Raw genomic sequence first — 16,132 nt, 5'->3', positions numbered from 1 at the left:
ATTGATTCATGAATTCCCAATTCGGCCTTGCCAATGTCTGGAGCCAGGGCGATATCGTTACCAAATCGGTCGCCGTGCTGCTGCTGGTCATGTCGCTCGCGTCCTGGATGGTCATCATCATCAAGACGCTGGACCTCATCAAGTACAAAAAGATCGCCCGCGCCTCTGAAGATTTCTGGCACAGCGAAGACTTTGCCGCAGGCCTCACCAAGCTGGGCTCGGACCCCGCCAACCCGTTCCGCCAGCTCGCCCTGGAAGGCCGCGAAGCCACGCTGCACCACCGCAATACCAAGGCGCACCTGCACGACGCCCTGGACGTGAGCGACTGGGTCACGCGCACGCTGCGCAATGCCATCGACGAATTCACCGGCAAGCTGCAGTCGGGCCTGGCCATCCTGGCCTCGGTCGGCTCCACCGCCCCCTTCGTCGGCCTCTTCGGCACCGTGTGGGGCATCTACCATGCGCTGCTGTCCATAGGCGCGGCCGGCCAGGCGACCATCGACAAGGTGGCTGGCCCGATCGGCGAATCGCTGATCATGACAGCGCTGGGTCTCGCGGTCGCCATCCCGGCGGTGCTGGGCTACAACGCCCTGGTACGCGGCAACAAGGGTGTGCTGCAAAAACTCAGCCGCTTCGCGCATGACCTGCACGCCTACTTCGTCACCGGCGCCCGCGTGAGCGCCGGCGGCCAGCAGGCCAATGTTGTGCCAATGAAAAAAGCCTGAAAGCCCGCCCTTTATCCTGCTCTGCCGCCCCACAGCCGCGGAGCTCCCTCATTCAGTGACCGAGAAGCACCATGGCCTTTGGAACCCAAGACGACAGCGATGAGGTGATGAACGAGATCAACATGACGCCCATGGTGGACATCATGCTGGTGCTGCTCATCATCTTCATCATCACGGTCCCCGTGATGAAGCATTCCGTCAACATCGACCTGCCGCGCGCTTCCAACGAAGCGCAAAACATCAAGCCGGAAACGGTTCGCCTGAGCGTGGATGCGGAAGGCAGCTATTTCCTGAACGAGACCAAGATTTCAGACGAAGAACTGGTCACGCAGCTCAAGGCGTCGGCGGCACAAAACCCGCAGCCAGACCTGCATATCCGCGGCGACAAATCAGTGCGCTACGAGCGCGTAGCCCAAGCCATGGCAGCAGCCCAACAGGCCGGGCTGCGCAAGATCGGTTTCATCACTGAACCCAAGAACTAACCAGGACCTGCAGGACTAATCGGGTCCTGGATGCCTGCCTGCTGGACAGGCACTCCAGGTTTTTCACACAGAAAGAAACAAAACCGCAGCCTGGATTCGCTTGACTTTCAAATGAGAATGGTTATCATTAACTGAACGAAACCCAAACAGGTTTAACCATCATGTCCATCGCAATGCCCGCCTCCCATACCTTGAGCCTTCCTGCCCGCGCCCCTGCGCACACAGAGACCGCTTCTGGCGGCCATCCTTCGGGGGCCTCTGCCGCTTGCGTCAACAGCACCGAAATCCTGCGCGGGCAAAAGGCGGTGGAAATCAACCACAACGGCTCGACTTACCGCCTTCAGGCCACTCGCCTGGGCAAACTGATTTTGACCAAGTAAGCCGCCTTCACCGTTTCATCACCCTCTTCATCAGCACAGTTTCATCGTGGGGCGATCCGGGGCTACCAAGCCTCCAAGGTCGTTTTTAGCCAGCCACAGACCCCTTCGGGGTTGTTTAGCCAGGCTTTTTTTCCTTGATGTTGTTCTGCTCTCGCCAACAAAAAAGCCGACCCCATGGTCGGCTTTTTCATTCCCGCTGTGAAGCGTTTACAGACCGATGGCGGCGATGCCCGCACGTGCGATTTGCGCGTCTTCGCTGGACTTCACGCCGCTCACGCCCACAGCGCCAATGCACTGTCCGTCTTTCACGATGGGCACGCCACCTTCGAGCATGCCGTGGATATAGGGCGCCGACAGGAAGGATGTGCGGCCGCCATTGATGACGTCCTCGTAAACCTTGCTCTCACGGCGGCCCATGGCGGCCGTGTTGGCCTTGGAGGGCGCAATGTGCGAAGAAATGGGCGGCGCTCCATCCAGGCGCTGCAGGTGCAGCAGGTGGCCGCCGTCGTCCACGATGGCAATGGTGACGGCCCAGTTGTTCTTGAGAGCTTCGGCCTCGGCGGCGGCGGCGATGAGTTTGACGTCGGCGAGTTCAAGCACTGCTTTTGATTTCATGGTCTTCAGGATTTCCGGAGTTTGTTGGCAAAGATACCGAGCATACGCAAATTTGAGGCCGCCCTCCGCCCGTATTGCCGCCAAATTAGCTTATAGAACCCTTACAAAAAGTAGGGAGTGAGGGCTGGAAAAACGGCAATGCACCCTAAAATAATCTTGCCCGCATTTGCTGGCGCCTCGGAGACGACTTTCATGACTGACAATGTTCAAACCCTCGACTACGGCGTTGCTTCCAGCGTCGAGCAACGCAACAAGGTCCTGCGCAACACCTATTGGCTGCTGGCCCTGAGCCTGCTACCCACCGTGCTGGGCGCCTGGCTGGGTGTGGCCACGGGCATTACCCGCTCGCTCAGCGGCGGATTGGGCCTGATCGTGTTCCTCGGCGGTGCCTTCGGCTTTATTTTCGCCATTGAAAAGACCAAGAACTCGGCCGCGGGCGTGCCTGTGCTGCTCGGTTTTACCTTTTTCATGGGCCTGATGCTCTCGCGCATGATCGCCATGGTGCTGGGTTTCAGCAACGGCGCATCACTGGTCATGACGGCTTTTGCCGGTACGGCCGGCGTGATGTTCGTGATGGCCAGCCTGGCCACCGTCATCAAGCGTGACCTGAGCGGCATGAGCAAGTGGCTGTTTGCCGGCGCGCTGGTCATCATGGTGGCAGCCGTCATCAACGTGTTCGTCGGCTCGACCATGATGATGGCAGTCATCAGCACGCTGGCCATCGCGGTTTTCAGCGCCTACCTGCTGTATGACCTGAAACAGGTGATCGACGGCGGCGAAACCAACTACATCAGCGCCACCCTGGCCATTTACCTGGACTTGTTCAACATCTTCCAGAGCCTGCTGGCCCTGCTGGGCATCTTCGGCGGCGAACGGGACTGATCCGCTTCGCTACAGAACAAAAAAAGGGCCTCAGGGCCCTTTTTTCATGCGCACCTCGTGTCATTCTCCGCAAGGTGAGCTTGGAGCTTCTCCAATTCAAGCCGGGGCCGCGGATCTGGCTCTGCAGTCCGCAGGCGCAGCGGCCCCCTCGTGGGAGCAGGGAGCTACACGCAGTGAGAGACCGTGGGGGCCAAATCAAACACCGCAATGGACTCCACATGGGCCGTGTGCGGAAACATGTTGACCACGCCAGCCGCCGTGCAGCGGTAAGCGCCGCTGTCCACCAGCACGCCTGCATCCCGCGCCAGGGTGGCCGGGTTGCAGCTTACATAGACAATGCGCTGCGGCGGCGTCCAGCCGTTGAGGGCCAGGCTCTGCTGGTGCTCACCGTCGTCACAGGGGACGCCGCTGACGATCTGCTGGTGCAGCGCCGCCAGGGACTTGAAGAGCTCAAAAGCGCCTTCACGCGGAGGGTCCACCAGCCATTTGTCGGCACGGCCGTCTTTCACCAACATCGCCGGCGTCATTTCAAACAGGTTGCGCGCTACAAATTTTGTAGCTGCCAGCGCCCGTCGGACGCTGGATGCAGGCCTGTTTCTTTCAAAATTCTCGCGTGAACGGGCGACCAGGACTTCACTGCCCTCGATGCCCAGCACCTCGCGGGCGCGCGTGGCCAGCGGCAAGGTGAAATTGCCCAGGCCGCAAAACCAGTCAATCACCCGCTCGTCCGGCTGCACCGCCAGCATGCGCAGTGCACGCGACACCAGCACCTGGTTGATGTGGGGATTGACCTGCGTGAAATCGGTCGGCTTGAACGGCATGACCACATCGAACTCCGGCAGGCCGTAGCTCAGCTCCTGCACAGCGTCGTCCAGCAGCTTGACCGTCTCGAGGCCCCCCGGTTGCAGCCACCATTGCAGGCCGCGGTTTTGCGCAGCGAAATCGCGCAGGCGGTTCAAGTCTCCGGGGCTTAGGGGCTCCATATGGCGCAGCACCATGGCCGTGACTTCATCGCCACAGGCCAGTTCGATCTGCGGCAAGGTTTCCTTCGCATCCATGCTGCCGATCAGCTCGCGCAGCGGCACGAGCATGTCGCTCACGTGCCGGGGCACCACGTGACATTCGGTCATATCGGCCACGTAGCCGCTTTTACGCTCGTGAAACCCCACCAGCACGGCGCCCTTTTTGCGGACATAGCGCACCGACAACCGCGCGCGATAGCGGTATCCCCAGGCCGGCCCTTCAATGGGCCGCAGCAGGTTGTCCGCCTTGACCTTGCCGATGTGCCAGAGATTGTCTTCAAGCACACGCTGCTTCACGGCCACCTGCGCCCCCACATGCAAATGCTGCATCTTGCAGCCGCCGCATGCGCCTGTATGCATGCCGAAATGCGGGCATGCCGGCCGCACACGCTGGGACGATTCACGGTGAATCGCCATCACCATGGCTTTTTCAAAGCTGCTTTTCTTGCGGTAGACGTTGGCAGTTACCCGTTCGAAAGGCAGGGCACCTTCAATAAATACCACCTTGCCGTCAGCCCTGTGGGCAATTCCCTGGGCTTCAATGTCGAGCGACTCGACCTCGAGCACGTCCAGCGGGTAGTCGGTCGCCGTCGCAGGCTGCTTGTTCTGGCTTTCTTCTGTCATGCACCAATTGTCTCAGGCTGCGGTACCATTTTCTGAACCCGTGAAAGGAAGGCGCCATGGAGCTTCGTATTTGCATCGATGTTGACAACATGGAACGTGCCGTCGAGTTCTATACAAAGGCGCTCGGGCTGCGCACAGGCCGCCGTTTCAAGAGCGACTTCGTGGAAATTCTCGGTGCGGGCAGCCCCATCGACCTGCTCTTCAATGCGCCGGGTACCCGGCCGATCGCCAGTGGTCAGGGCAGCGAAAGTGTTCGCACCTACCAGCGCCACTGGACACCTGTCCACCTTGATTTTGTGGTGGAAGACATTGATGCGGCGGTTGACCGGCTGCAGCGCCACGGTGCGGTTCTGGAAATGCCCGTGGCCGAACGGGTCTGGGGGCGAATTGCGGGGCTGGCCGACCCTTTTGGCCATGGCATTGACCTGCTGGAGTTCAAGGGCCGTGGCTACGACGAGATTTTGCAACCTCACTGATCACAAGCCCGGGGCAGGCAGCTGTATTTCCGCGCAACCGTTTGCTACAAAATAGATAGCTGCTTGCGCTCGTCCAGACTGGACCGCGAGCCTTTTTTTTATAAATTTTCTGGTAGATTTGCCCTGGCGCAAGCAGCGTCAAGGCATCAGAAACAAAAAAAGAGCCCGGCAAACGCGGGGCTCCTTTCTGTGGATGGAAATACCGCTTACTTGGCGGGCAGGTATCTGGAAGGGTCGACAGGCTTGCCCTGGCGGCGAATCTCGAAATGCAGCTTCACGCGGTCCGCGTCGCTGTTGCCCATCTCGGCAATCTTCTGTCCCTTTCGCACGCTCTGGTCTTCCTTGACCAGCAAAGTCTGGTTGTGCGCATAGGCCGTCAGGAAGGTGCTGTTGTGCTTGAGGATGATCAGATTGCCATAGCCGCGCAGGCCGGCGCCGGCGTACACCACGCGGCCGTCGGCCGAAGCAATGACGGGATCACCGGCCTTGCCGGAAATATCCAGGCCCTTGTTTTTGGCTTCGTCGAAACCGGCCAGCATCGTGCCCTGCGCGGGCCAGATCCAGGCGATGTCTTCATCGCCCGTTGCAGAGGGTGTCGGGCTGGCAGCCGGTGCTGACGCGGGACGCGCCGCGCTGGCAGCCTGCGTCGGCGTGGTGGATGCTGTCGACGTGGTGGCCGATCCGGACGTCACGGGGCGGGTCACCACCAGTGGATTTTCACTGGTCGGCGGCACCACGCGCAGCACCTGCCCCACTTCGATGATGTTGGGGTTTTCAAGGTTGTTCCAGCGCACGATGTCGCGCCAGTTCTGGCCGTTTTCCAGGCCGATGCGAATCATGGTGTCACCGGGTTTGACGGTGTAGTAACCGGGCTTTCCGGCGTTTTCAAAACCGGGCAACTGTTTGACATTGCCTGCGTCCACCGCGCCCGGCGTGGGACGCGACAGCCCGGTACCTCGGTCTTCAACCGGGGCATGGGTGGTAGAACGCGTGCCGCAGCCAGCGGCAAGCAGCAGTGCTGCCGCCAGGGCGCATGGCAGGGCCAGCCTGCCGAGCGTTGAGCGGGCGCCATGACTTGCGCCTGCGGCATCCACAGACACTGCCCGGTTCGGCCGTACGGTTTGATTCATTGGTTCTTTCGTCGTCAATCTGACGGGTATGGCGTATTGGTTAACTGGATGATCGGATGGTTCAATGCCGTCACTGCTATATCGATAACCGGCCTGGGTCCTGCAGGTGACCGGATCGTCAGCTTGTCCCCGATTTTAAAGGCACAAAATGGACGGCCTCCAGCAGGGTCTGCCTGACGCCCTGGGGGGTTTTGTCAACCACCACCAGCGCCTGGGCACCGCCGGCGGTTTGCATGGGCGCCACCAGCCTGCCGCCTACCGCCAGCTGCTCAATCCAGGCAGGCGGAATGGCCTCCCCGCCGGCAGCAGCAATGATGGCTGCATATGGCGCGCCCTTGGCGTAACCCATCATGCCATCACCAAACAGCAAGTGCACATTGGGCAGGCGTAAAGTCCGCAAATTCTCCCTGGCTTTGTCGTGCAGGCCGCGCAGCCTTTCAATGCTGTAGACCTCCGTCGCCAGATGGCTGAGCACCGCGGCCTGGTAGCCGCAGCCGGTGCCGATTTCAAGCACCCGTCCCAGCTTGCCGGCCGCGCCGTGGCGCAGCAGTTCCAGCATGCGGGCCACCACATTGGGTTTGGAAATGGTTTGCCCCAGGCCAATCGGCAGGCTGGTGTCTTCATAGGCCTGGTTGACCAGCGCGGTGTCGACAAAACGGTGGCGTTCAACCGCCCCCATGGCGGCGAGTACCTGCGCATCGGCAACACCTTGCGCGGCAAGCTTGCTCACCATGCGCGCACGCACGGCGTGCGAATCGAGTCCGACACCGCCCGGCAACGCGGAGGCTACGGGTAGCGCCGGTTTCTTCAAGCTATTTTGGCCTTTGGCGCGCTCTGGCCGTGCGCTACCAGCTATTGATTTTGTAGCAGATGGAACACCCGCGTCAGGCTTCAGTCGAACCGGAAATGCCGGGCGGCCTGCAGCGACCGGCGCTTTGGCAGTGGGATTGAACGACGGTTTGAGGCTGGATTTCATGACGATTTTTTGTGCAACTCGGCCAGCCGGGCAGTGGTTTGGGCCCAATAAGGCAGACGCTCATGATCGGTCAAATCCACCTGCAGCGGGGTGATGGACACAAACTTCTGGCTGGTGGCGTAAAAATCGGTTCCTTCACCAGCCTCTTTCGCAGGCCCTGCGCCGCCAATCCAGTACATGGTTTCGCCGCGCGGGCTGGTCTGCACGATGACGCGTTCGGCCGCATGGCGCCGCCCCAGCCGGGCCACTTTCACACCCTGGATCTCGTTGTCGGGCAGGTTGGGAATATTCACATTGAGCAGCCAGGGCGGCACCGTCGGCTCCGCGCCTTCGGCGATGGTCTCCAGTGAAGGAATCAACTGTTGCACCAGCTCGGCTGCACGCCGGGCTGCCACATCAATGTGCGCCCAACCCTTTTCAGTCTGGGAAAACGCGATGGAAGGAATTCCGAACAGGTAGCCTTCCATGGCGGCGCCCACGGTTCCGGAGTAAATCGTGTCATCACCCATGTTGGCGCCGTTATTGATGCCTGAAACCACCAGGTCGGGCCGGTAGCCCAGCAAACCCGTCAGCGCGATATGAACGCAGTCTGCCGGTGTGCCGTTGATGTAGCGAAAGCCGTTGGCCGCGGTCTGCACGTACATCGGCGAGTGCAGGGTCAGTGCGTTTGATTTGGCACTGTTGTTGTGCTCGGGTGCCACCACCTCGACATCGGCAACGGTTTTAAGCGCTTCGTAGAGGGCAATGATGCCGGAGGCCTGGTAACCGTCGTCGTTGCAAATGAGGATTTTCATGGACTGATTTTACGGTCACGGCTGCGACAGCCTGAGCCCTGCCGGACATCGCAAAACCTGCCGCTTTGCCTATGATGCAAGCAAGGCGCCGTGTCTTTCCGCTGGCGGCCCGTCGTTCTTCTTCTGTTTCTTCTGCACCTGTCGCAGCATTCCTTCTATCGGAGACATCTCATGCAAGCCTGGCTTTGTGAAAACCCCACCGGCGTAGACGCCCTGACCTGGAAAGAATTGCCAACACCGCAACCCAAGGCAGGCGAAGTGCTGATTGAGATCAAGGCCGCCAGCCTGAACTTTCCCGACCTGCTGATCGTGCAAAACAAGTACCAGATCAAGCCGCCCCTGCCCTTTGTGCCCGGCTCCGAATACGCCGGCATCGTTCAGGCGGTAGGCGAAGGCGTCACACACCTCCAGGTGGGGCAAAACGTGGCCTGCCTCTCCGGCACCGGGGGGTTCGGCACGCACACCCTTGCACCGGCGGCCCTGTGCATGCCCTTGCCCAAAGGGTTTCCCTTTGTGGACGCCGCCGCTTTCATCATGATTTACGCGACCTCGTGGCACGCCCTGATGGACCGCGCGCAACTCAAGGCCGGTGAAACCGTCCTGGTGCTGGGTGCGGCAGGCGGTGTGGGTACCGCAGCCATACAGATTGCCAAAGCCGCCGGGGCTCGCGTGATCGCGGCCGCATCGACCGATGAGAAATGCGCCCTTTGTACGTCCATTGGCGCGGACGCCACCATCAACTACACCACGAAAAACCTGCGTGACGAAATCAAGGCACTGACCGAAGGCAAAGGGCCTGACGTGATTTATGACCCGGTCGGCGGCGAGTTTAGCGAGCCGGCCTTTCGCTCCATCGCGTGGCGGGGCCGTTACCTGGTGGTGGGCTTTGCTTCGGGGCCCATCCCGTCCCTGCCGCTCAACCTTACGCTGCTCAAGGGCGCATCCATCGTCGGCGTGTTCTGGGGAGACTTTGCCAAGCGCGAACCCAAAGCCAATGCGGCCATGATGGCCGAGCTGGCCGGCTGGTATGCCCAAGGCAAGATCAAGCCGGTTATTGACCGCACCATGCCCATGGCCGAACTGAAAGCCGCCTATGCCCACATGGGCTCACGTGGCGTCAAGGGCAAGCTGGTCATGGTGAACTAGGGCCTGGCCCGCCTGCACAAGGCAGCTGCACCAGGCCCCAAATGAAAAAGTCCCGCGAGCCTTGCGGCAAGCGGGACTTCAAATACTGGGGTGGCTGATGGGGCTCGAACCCACGACAACAGGAATCACAATCCTGGACTCTACCAACTGAGCTACAGCCACCGGAGCCCTGCATTATAGCGGCAAAGCCGCTGCAATTTACTGGGTGACGACTTCTTCTGCGCCTGCCTTGGCGACAGGAGGCTTTGCCACCAGGATTTTCGTCTTGAAGCGATCTTTCAGGCCGTTGTAATACGCCAGATTTTCTGCGGCGGTCCACCACTGCGTGTACTGGCTGCGTTCCTGCTTGGCTGCTGCTTCAAGCGGCACCTCGCGCGGAACCACCTTGTTGACCTTGATCACGACATAACCTTGTGCGCCGAGGCTAACCCCGGCAAATGCCGGCAAAGCAGCAGCATCGGCGCGGAGCGCCGCATCGATCACCGGGTTGGGAAGCTTCTGGGTTTGCTCACGCGACACGACCACAGGCGCGGCCAAAGCGGTTGCAGACGCCGGGGCGGCCTTCCAGGCAGCCAGCTTGGCCTCGCCTTCCTTGCGCGCTTCTTCGGCGCTGCGCTGGGCAACCCAGCGCTGGCGTACAACATCTTTCACTTCGGCAAAGGGCTGGGTGCGTGCCGGGGTGTACTGGGTGATCCGACCTGAAACCAGCTGGCTGGGCGCTATTTCTATGGCTTCGGTATTGCGCTTCTTTTCGATCGCGTCAGGCGAAAAAAGTGCGCCCAGGAATTTCGGATTCGACAGCACGCCAGCCGCACCGGCTTTGGGCTGCCGGGCCACATTGCTGGCCGCCTTGACTTCAAGCTTCAGCTTGTCCGCCACGGGCTTGAGGCTGTCGGGCTGCTCATAGACGCCATTGGTGAAGACATCGGCAACTTCAGCAAATTTCTTCTGGGCTTCCTGCTTGCGGAGGTCGGCTTCCAGCTGCGGCTTCATTTCTTCGAACGCGGGCCGCTTCGGTGCCTTGATGTCCGTCAGCTTGATGATGTGGTAGCCGAACTCCGACTCCACGACATTGCTGATGTCGCCTTTTTTCATCGCAAAGGCGGCGTCCTCAAACGGCTTGACCATCGAGCCGCGTGCGAAGAAGTCGAGATCGCCGCCGGCAGGTGCCGAGCCGGTGTCCTGCGAATTCTTGCGCGCCACATCGGCAAAAGTATCAGGCGCCTTCCTGACCTGCGCCAGCAATTCCTCTGCTTTGGCCTTCGCCTTTTCGCGATCGGCTGCCGAGGCAGTCTTGGGCGTTGCAATCAGGATGTGGCTTGCCCTGCGCTCTTCAGTACCGCCCAGGCGCTGGATATTCTGCTCATAGTAGGTCTTGAGATCGGCTTCGTTGACAGTGACCGTCTTTTTGACCGTCTCGACGTCGAGCACCACATACTCAATGTTGGCCTGCTCTGGCGCCTGAAAGAGTTTCTCGTTGGCTTTGTAGAACTGCTCAAGATCGGCATCGGTCGGTGCCAGTTTGGCTGCCATATCGGCGGCATCAAAACGGGCCAGCTGGATTTCGCGCTTCTCGAAATAGGCATTGAGCGACAAATCAGCCGCAGCGTTCGTGGCGAAGCCGCTTGCACCAATACCGCCCAGCACCTGTCGGCTCGGCAGCCCGGCCTTGACATTGGCCTCAAAGATTTCCGGCGTCATGCCCTGCGACGCCAGCAACTGGCGATACCGCTCCATATCGAGCTTGCCGTCCGGGCCTTTCAGGGCGGCGATTTCAGGGATTTTCTGCAGCTCGCGCGCCAGATAGTCGTCGGTGACATGGGCAGCAGCAGCAACCACGCGGTCGCGTACCAGCCGCTCCAGCGTCGCGTAGCGTGCTTGTGGTGTGTCCAGCAACTTGACATCAATCGACGGCATGGAAGCGCGTATGCGCTGGACTTCGTTCTGGTGGGCCTGGTCCCATTCGGGCTGCGTGATGTCTTTTCCGTCGACAACGGCAACGACCCCGCTGTTGTTCCCGGAGGGACCGTTGCTGTTCATGCCCACCAATATAAAGGACGGAACAATCAGCAAAAACAGCAACGCCATGGTGACTTTGGTGTGCTTGCGAATGAAATCAAACATCTCGAACTTCCTGTGCTGCAACAGCTTTACGAACAAACCGGGAGCCAACAACAAAAAAGGCGAACCATGTTCGCCTTTTTTCGTGGGTGGTGGGTGCTGACGGGCTCGAACCGCCGACCTACGCCGTGTAAGGGCGCTGCTCTACCAACTGAGCTAAGCACCCCACGTTGAGTTTCCGTTTCAGTTCAAAGCATCCTTGAGAGCTTTGCCTGGACGGAACTTTGGAACCTTGGCAGCCTTGATTTTAATCGCATCGCCGGTACGCGGATTGCGGCCGGTGCGCGCAGCACGTTTTCCCACGGCAAAAGTGCCGAAACCCACCAGAGACACGGAGCCTCCTTTTTTCAGGGTTGTTTTCACAGCGCCAATGGTTGACTCCAGCGCGCGCGTGGCGGCAGCTTTGGAAATATCAGCATGCTTGGCAATGTGCTCGATCAGTTCAGTCTTGTTCACAAGGAGCCCCTCGTTGATAAAAAGTTAATCTGGTTGTCTCTAAAAAATATCTCCCGGGACACTGTGTTGAGTGTGTCAGCGGGAGCGGCATGTGCAGTTTTCTGCTGATTCCAATTAGAGCCATGGACTCCTAACCTGTCAATACAGCAGCAAGTTTTTACAACGTGCGGAGGCGGATTCTAGACGGTTTTTCAGCGCTTTCACGGCTTAATCGTAAGCATGATGTGTAATTTTCATGCTTGACAAAAGCCGTCTTTATGACGGTTTCAGGAAGCGGACAGGGCCTCGACGACGGCCTTGCCAAGGTCTGTCGTCCCTGCTTTTCCGCCCAGGTCCGGGGTGCGCGGCGCACCGCTTCCAGGGCTCAACACCTTTTCAATTGCAGCGAGGATGCCGTCATGCGCATCCTTGTGCCCCAGGAACTCCAGCATCATGGCACCGCACCACATCTGCCCAATGGGGTTGGCGATGTTACGGCCCGCAATGTCCGGGGCCGAGCCGTGCACCGGTTCGAACAGCGAGGGAAATTTCCGCTCAGGATTGAGGTTGGCGCTGGGCGCAATGCCTATGGTGCCCGTGCAGGCCGGCCCCAGGTCACTCAGGATGTCGCCGAAGAGATTGCTTGCCACGACCACGTCGAAGAAGTCGGGCCGCTGCACAAAATGCGCCGTCAGGATGTCGATATGAAATTTATCCAGCTGAATGCCTGGATAGCTTTTTGCCATCTCGGCCACGCGCTCGTCCCAGTAAGGCATGGAGATGGAAATGCCGTTGGACTTCGTCGCACTGGTCAGGTGCTTCTTGGGCCGCGACTGCGCCAACTCGAACGCGAACTTCAGCACACGGTCTACGCCGATGCGGGTGAACACCGACTCCTGCAGCACAAACTCGCGCTCCGTACCCGGGAAAGCCCGCCCGCCAATACTGGAGTATTCGCCCTCGGTGTTTTCACGGACGATGTAAAAATCTATTTCACCGGGCTGGCGGGCGCTCCCGTCGCGCCGCACAACCGGCGCGATGATGCCGGGCATCAAGCGTGCCGGTCGCAGGTTGATGTACTGGTCGAACTCACGCCTGAATAGCAGCAGCGAACCCCACAAAGACACGTGGTCGGCAATTTTCTCGGGCCATCCCACCGCACCGAAGTAGATCGCGTCATGGCCTCCAATCTGGTCTTTCCAGTTGTCCGGCATCATCTTGCCGTGCTTTTCAAAGTAGTCCCAGCTTGAAAAATCGAAGTGATCAAACTGCAGGTCAATGCCGTATTTGACGGCCGCAGCCTCCAGCACACGCACGCCCTCGGGCATCACCTCTTTGCCGATGCCGTCGCCGGCGATGACTGCGATGCGTTTTTTTCCGGAGCTCTTGCTCATGGTGTTCCTTTTGGACTGGGTTGAATTGGAGTGACGTCGATTTGGTCAGGTGAATGCCGTTGATTCAGGATTTGAAAAAGCCAAGCGCTTCAGTCAGCAACAATCCCGGCGCTTCTTCCGCAATGTAGTGGCCACAAGGCAGGCTCCGGCCCGAGACATCTTTAGCCCTGTCTTGCCAGAGATTCAGCACATCAAAGCATTGACCTACCGCGCCATGGTCACCCCACAGGACCCGTAGCGGCTGCGCCAGGCGCAGGCCGGCAGTGACGTCCGCGCGGTCGTGCTCCAGGTCGATGGTGGCAGAGGCCCGGTAGTCTTCGCAGATACTTTGAGCGGTGCCGGGGATTTGCGCGCAGCGTTCGTACTCGGCCAGTGCGGCTGGCGCGAAAGCCGAAAGGCCCGCATGGCGCTTGCCCATCACGCTGCGCACATACCGTACCGGATCAGATTCAATCAGTGCCTCCGGCAAAGGCGGCGGCTGGATCAAGAAGAACCAGTGCCAGTAAGCGCGCGCAAATGCATCCGAGGTGTTGTCGTACATGGTCAGCGTCGGCGCAATGTCCAGCACCATAAGGCGCTCGACTGCACCCGGGTGATCGAGCGCCAGGCGGTGCGCCACCCGCGCGCCGCGGTCATGGGCCAGCACCTGAAAGCGCTCGAACCCGTAGGCTTTCATCACCGCGACGGCATCCAGCGCCATCGCGCGTTTGGAATAGGCCTCGTGCGCTGCGTCGCCGGCAATCCGTGCGGAGTCACCGTAACCTCGCAGGTCCATCATCACGACGGTGAAATGTTTCGCGAACTCTCCCGCGACGAGATGCCACATCACGTGAGTTTGCGGGTGTCCGTGAAGCAACAGCAGCGGCGCGCCCGCGCCGCCCTGCAGGGTGTGCAGGCTGCCAGCCGGGCCTTCGATGTCGCAAACAACAAAATTCTCAAGCATCAATCAGTCTGCCTTGGTTCGTCTTCGGTCGAGCAATTCCCCGGTGCCTTGAACGTTTTTTAGATCCTGACCCGATTTTGTAGAACAGTCGCATCCAATACAAGCAATAATCAGGCAATCAATTATTTCCAAAAAGGAATTAATAATGGAACGCAGCGACCTTGAACTGGTGCTTGCCGTTCGCGACCACGGGAGCCTGGCGGCCGCAGCGCAAAGCCTGGATGTAGCGCCGCCGGTCGTAACCAAGCGGCTTGCCGCGCTGGAGGCCAGGCTGGGCCAACGACTGTTCCAGCGCACCACCCGCCGCGTCAGCCCCACCGCCGAGGGTGAAACAGTCTGCGAACGGGCCATCATCCTCCTGCAGGGCTTCCAGGCGCTTGAGGCGGAGTTGCAGGAGCGAAAAGCGGAGCCCACGGGGTTGATCCGGCTTGCTGCTACTTTTGGGTTCGGCCGCCTGTGGCTGGGACCTGCGCTGGCGGAATTCCAGGAGCGTTATCCGCGTGTCGAGATACAGCTGGAGCTCACCGAGCATTTGCCCGACCTCGCGCTGGAGGGTTACGACGGCGCCATCTGGCTCTGGTCGGTACAGGGTCGGCAGGCGGCCCAGTGGGTGTCACGCCGTCTTGCGCGCAACCAGCGCATCATGGTGGCCTCGCCCCGTTACATCAAACAACACGGTTCACCCGCCAGCCTGGAGGCCTTGCAGGACCATGCCTGCCTGATCGTGCGCGAAAACGGCAATGCCCCGGGACAGCGTTTTGATGTCTGGCCGCTGCACAGGGAACGCGAGAAGACCGCGGTGCGCGTTCGCGTGCACGGCCCGCTGGCCAGCAATTCAGGGGAGCTGGTACGCGACTGGTGCATGGAAGGCCGCGGCATCATGCTGCGCAGCCTTTGGGATATTGCGCCGCACATCGCATCGGGCCGGCTCGTGCGCGTTTTACCGGCCTATTCAATGCCCGATGCCGACATCCACTGGCTGGCCCCCTACCGCACCGACCAGCCACGCCGTATTCGCCTGCTGATTGACCACCTGGTCGCACAGTTTCAGGAAGCGCCCTGGAAAACTACCCTGCCGCCGGCTTCGCGGCCCGCACCACGAGGCTCACGCCCAACGCTGTGAGCGCGGTGCCGGCAATCGTGCTGAGCGTAATGGGTTCGTCAAACAACAACCATGCCATCAGGGCGGTCGTTGGCGGAACCAGGTACAGCAGGCTGGTCACGGCTGTAGCTGCGCCACGCTGGATCAAAAGGTAAAGCAGGGAGCTTCCTCCCAGCGTGAGCACCAGCACCGACCACGCCATGGCGCCCAGAACCTGGTGGTTCCACGTGATCGCTTCAGTTTCAAACAGCGCAAGCGGCAGGGTCACCACGAAAGCGGCTGCCAGCTGAATGGCATTGGCACTGCGCACATCGGCAGGTTTGACAAAACGTTTCTGGTAAAGCGTTCCCGCAGTGATGCTGAACAACGCAAAGACCGTGCAGGCCAGCGTCAGCGCCGTCACTTCATGGCCCGTGCCGAATTTGCGCGAAACCACCAGCAACAGCCCGCCCAGCCCCAGCGCCAGACCGGTCCACTGACGTGAAGTGACCTTGGCCTCGCCGCCGTTTGTCTCGGGCGAGGCAACCCACGAAACCCAGAGCGCCGTCAACACTGGCTGAAGTCCGACAATGAGTGCCGTCAAGCCCGAACCCATGCCCGACTTCACGGCAATCCAGACGCCACCCAGATAACCGGCATGCATCAACACGCCGGCCATGGCCAGATGCAGCCATTGCGCCCGGCCTTGCGGCCACGCGGCCCGGGCCAGCACGATCCAGACAAGGAAGCAAACAATCGACAGGAAATAACGGATCGCCAGGAAAGTCAGCGGCGGCGCATACGGCAAGCCATATTTGGCGACGATAAAGCCGGTGCTCCAGATCAGCACAAACACGGCGGGCATGGCCCGGATCAGCGCATCGGAAGAGGATGAAGAAGAGGAAG

The 16,132-nt window shown here is 60.2% G+C and carries 17 protein-coding genes and 2 tRNA genes; 7 read left to right on the top strand and 12 right to left on the bottom strand.

What is annotated here, in order from left to right; genetic code table 11:
* Positions 1-8: 8 nt before the first annotated feature.
* From AC1DYQ_RS11335 to AC1DYQ_RS11325, 3 genes are all read left to right on the top strand, one after another.
* Positions 9-725: a MotA/TolQ/ExbB proton channel family protein gene (locus tag AC1DYQ_RS11335; protein ID WP_477649634.1), complete on the top strand. Its 717-nt coding sequence runs from the start codon at positions 9-11 to the stop codon at positions 723-725.
* A 71-nt stretch (positions 726-796) separates the two neighbouring features.
* Positions 797-1,207, top strand: coding sequence for an ExbD/TolR family protein (locus AC1DYQ_RS11330; RefSeq protein WP_477673831.1), 411 nt, complete (start codon positions 797-799; stop codon positions 1,205-1,207).
* Positions 1,208-1,368: 161 nt separating this feature from the next.
* Positions 1,369-1,587: a hemin uptake protein HemP gene (locus AC1DYQ_RS11325; protein WP_477649635.1), complete on the top strand. Its 219-nt coding sequence runs from the start codon at positions 1,369-1,371 to the stop codon at positions 1,585-1,587.
* Positions 1,588-1,794: 207 nt separating this feature from the next.
* Here AC1DYQ_RS11325 and AC1DYQ_RS11320 read toward each other — a convergent pair whose 3' ends face one another.
* Complete coding sequence (locus AC1DYQ_RS11320) at positions 1,795-2,202, bottom strand: GlcG/HbpS family heme-binding protein (protein ID WP_477686869.1); 408 nt, start codon at positions 2,200-2,202, stop codon at positions 1,795-1,797.
* A gap of 192 nt (positions 2,203-2,394) precedes the next feature.
* Between AC1DYQ_RS11320 and AC1DYQ_RS11315 the strand changes: the two genes are divergently transcribed.
* Positions 2,395-3,084 carry a Bax inhibitor-1/YccA family protein gene (locus tag AC1DYQ_RS11315; protein WP_477686868.1) on the top strand — a complete coding sequence of 230 codons (690 nt, stop codon included), beginning with the start codon at positions 2,395-2,397 and terminating at the stop codon, positions 3,082-3,084.
* Positions 3,085-3,248: 164 nt separating this feature from the next.
* Here AC1DYQ_RS11315 and rlmD read toward each other — a convergent pair whose 3' ends face one another.
* Positions 3,249-4,730, bottom strand: coding sequence for a 23S rRNA (uracil(1939)-C(5))-methyltransferase RlmD (gene rlmD / locus AC1DYQ_RS11310; RefSeq protein WP_477686867.1), 1,482 nt, complete (start codon positions 4,728-4,730; stop codon positions 3,249-3,251).
* Positions 4,731-4,786: 56 nt separating this feature from the next.
* Here rlmD and AC1DYQ_RS11305 point away from each other — a divergent pair, with 56 nt between their 5' ends.
* Positions 4,787-5,206: a VOC family protein gene (locus AC1DYQ_RS11305; protein WP_477671017.1), complete on the top strand. Its 420-nt coding sequence runs from the start codon at positions 4,787-4,789 to the stop codon at positions 5,204-5,206.
* Positions 5,207-5,412: 206 nt separating this feature from the next.
* Here the strand turns inward: AC1DYQ_RS11305 and AC1DYQ_RS11300 are convergent, their stop codons facing one another.
* The 3 genes from AC1DYQ_RS11300 to surE all read right to left on the bottom strand — a co-directional run bounded on the left by AC1DYQ_RS11300 (position 5,413) and on the right by surE (position 8,106).
* Positions 5,413-6,336, bottom strand: coding sequence for a peptidoglycan DD-metalloendopeptidase family protein (locus AC1DYQ_RS11300; protein WP_477686866.1), 924 nt, complete (start codon positions 6,334-6,336; stop codon positions 5,413-5,415).
* Between the two features lie 118 nt (positions 6,337-6,454).
* Positions 6,455-7,312: a protein-L-isoaspartate(D-aspartate) O-methyltransferase gene (locus AC1DYQ_RS11295; protein WP_477686865.1), complete on the bottom strand. Its 858-nt coding sequence runs from the start codon at positions 7,310-7,312 to the stop codon at positions 6,455-6,457.
* The gene (gene surE, locus AC1DYQ_RS11290) at positions 7,309-8,106 is read right to left on the bottom strand and encodes a 5'/3'-nucleotidase SurE (RefSeq protein ID WP_477686864.1); all 798 of its coding nucleotides are present in this window, start codon (positions 8,104-8,106) and stop codon (positions 7,309-7,311) included. The genes AC1DYQ_RS11295 and surE overlap by 4 nt, the downstream gene beginning before the upstream one ends.
* Positions 8,107-8,277: 171 nt before the next feature.
* On the opposite strand from surE, the gene AC1DYQ_RS11285 reads away from it, so the two are divergent.
* Positions 8,278-9,252 (top strand): NADPH:quinone oxidoreductase family protein, encoded by a 975-nt coding sequence (locus AC1DYQ_RS11285; protein ID WP_477686863.1) that lies wholly within the window; start codon positions 8,278-8,280, stop codon positions 9,250-9,252.
* Between the two features lie 86 nt (positions 9,253-9,338).
* Here AC1DYQ_RS11285 and AC1DYQ_RS11280 read toward each other — a convergent pair.
* The 6 genes from AC1DYQ_RS11280 to AC1DYQ_RS11255 all read right to left on the bottom strand — a co-directional run bounded on the left by AC1DYQ_RS11280 (position 9,339) and on the right by AC1DYQ_RS11255 (position 14,145).
* Positions 9,339-9,414: transfer RNA gene (locus tag AC1DYQ_RS11280), tRNA-His, on the bottom strand.
* Between the two features lie 36 nt (positions 9,415-9,450).
* Complete coding sequence (locus tag AC1DYQ_RS11275; protein ID WP_477686862.1) at positions 9,451-11,376, bottom strand: SurA N-terminal domain-containing protein; 1,926 nt, start codon at positions 11,374-11,376, stop codon at positions 9,451-9,453.
* Between the two features lie 87 nt (positions 11,377-11,463).
* Positions 11,464-11,539: transfer RNA gene (locus AC1DYQ_RS11270), tRNA-Val, on the bottom strand.
* 17 nt (positions 11,540-11,556) lie between these two features.
* Positions 11,557-11,829: an HU family DNA-binding protein gene (locus AC1DYQ_RS11265; protein WP_007874140.1), complete on the bottom strand. Its 273-nt coding sequence runs from the start codon at positions 11,827-11,829 to the stop codon at positions 11,557-11,559.
* Positions 11,830-12,095: 266 nt separating this feature from the next.
* Positions 12,096-13,202: a tartrate dehydrogenase gene (locus AC1DYQ_RS11260; RefSeq protein WP_477686861.1), complete on the bottom strand. Its 1,107-nt coding sequence runs from the start codon at positions 13,200-13,202 to the stop codon at positions 12,096-12,098.
* A 64-nt stretch (positions 13,203-13,266) separates the two neighbouring features.
* Entirely contained in the window at positions 13,267-14,145 is an 879-nt protein-coding gene (locus AC1DYQ_RS11255; protein ID WP_477686860.1) for an alpha/beta fold hydrolase, read from the bottom strand.
* Positions 14,146-14,290: 145 nt separating this feature from the next.
* On the opposite strand from AC1DYQ_RS11255, the gene AC1DYQ_RS11250 reads away from it, so the two are divergent.
* Positions 14,291-15,268, top strand: a complete 978-nt coding sequence (locus AC1DYQ_RS11250; RefSeq protein ID WP_477686859.1) for a LysR family transcriptional regulator — start codon at positions 14,291-14,293, stop codon at positions 15,266-15,268.
* Here AC1DYQ_RS11250 and AC1DYQ_RS11245 read toward each other — a convergent pair.
* Positions 15,213-16,091 carry a DMT family transporter gene (locus tag AC1DYQ_RS11245; RefSeq protein WP_477686921.1) on the bottom strand — a complete coding sequence of 293 codons (879 nt, stop codon included), beginning with the start codon at positions 16,089-16,091 and terminating at the stop codon, positions 15,213-15,215. The two genes, AC1DYQ_RS11250 and AC1DYQ_RS11245, sit on opposite strands and share 56 nt — an antisense overlap.
* Positions 16,092-16,132 lie beyond the last annotated feature (41 nt).

It is taken from the genome of Polaromonas sp. P1_F4 (assembly GCF_056405675.1).
This window is presented reverse-complemented; position numbering and strand designations above follow the sequence as displayed.

Excerpts from the sequence above, each read along its gene's own strand:
- AC1DYQ_RS11335 (WP_477649634.1), top strand. The coding sequence starts at position 9 with ATGAATTCCCAATTCGGCCTTGCCAATGTCTGGAGCCAGGGCGATATC.
- AC1DYQ_RS11330 (WP_477673831.1), top strand. The coding sequence starts at position 797 with ATGGCCTTTGGAACCCAAGACGACAGCGATGAGGTGATGAACGAGATC.
- AC1DYQ_RS11325 (WP_477649635.1), top strand. The coding sequence starts at position 1,369 with ATGTCCATCGCAATGCCCGCCTCCCATACCTTGAGCCTTCCTGCCCGC.
- AC1DYQ_RS11320 (WP_477686869.1), bottom strand. The coding sequence starts at position 2,202 with ATGAAATCAAAAGCAGTGCTTGAACTCGCCGACGTCAAACTCATCGCC.
- AC1DYQ_RS11315 (WP_477686868.1), top strand. The coding sequence starts at position 2,395 with ATGACTGACAATGTTCAAACCCTCGACTACGGCGTTGCTTCCAGCGTC.
- rlmD (WP_477686867.1), bottom strand. The coding sequence starts at position 4,730 with ATGACAGAAGAAAGCCAGAACAAGCAGCCTGCGACGGCGACCGACTAC.
- AC1DYQ_RS11305 (WP_477671017.1), top strand. The coding sequence starts at position 4,787 with ATGGAGCTTCGTATTTGCATCGATGTTGACAACATGGAACGTGCCGTC.
- AC1DYQ_RS11300 (WP_477686866.1), bottom strand. The coding sequence starts at position 6,336 with ATGAATCAAACCGTACGGCCGAACCGGGCAGTGTCTGTGGATGCCGCA.
- AC1DYQ_RS11295 (WP_477686865.1), bottom strand. The coding sequence starts at position 7,312 with ATGAAATCCAGCCTCAAACCGTCGTTCAATCCCACTGCCAAAGCGCCG.
- surE (WP_477686864.1), bottom strand. The coding sequence starts at position 8,106 with ATGAAAATCCTCATTTGCAACGACGACGGTTACCAGGCCTCCGGCATC.
- AC1DYQ_RS11285 (WP_477686863.1), top strand. The coding sequence starts at position 8,278 with ATGCAAGCCTGGCTTTGTGAAAACCCCACCGGCGTAGACGCCCTGACC.
- AC1DYQ_RS11275 (WP_477686862.1), bottom strand. The coding sequence starts at position 11,376 with ATGTTTGATTTCATTCGCAAGCACACCAAAGTCACCATGGCGTTGCTG.
- AC1DYQ_RS11260 (WP_477686861.1), bottom strand. The coding sequence starts at position 13,202 with ATGAGCAAGAGCTCCGGAAAAAAACGCATCGCAGTCATCGCCGGCGAC.
- AC1DYQ_RS11255 (WP_477686860.1), bottom strand. The coding sequence starts at position 14,145 with ATGCTTGAGAATTTTGTTGTTTGCGACATCGAAGGCCCGGCTGGCAGC.
- AC1DYQ_RS11250 (WP_477686859.1), top strand. The coding sequence starts at position 14,291 with ATGGAACGCAGCGACCTTGAACTGGTGCTTGCCGTTCGCGACCACGGG.
- AC1DYQ_RS11245 (WP_477686921.1), bottom strand. The coding sequence starts at position 16,091 with ATGCCCGCCGTGTTTGTGCTGATCTGGAGCACCGGCTTTATCGTCGCC.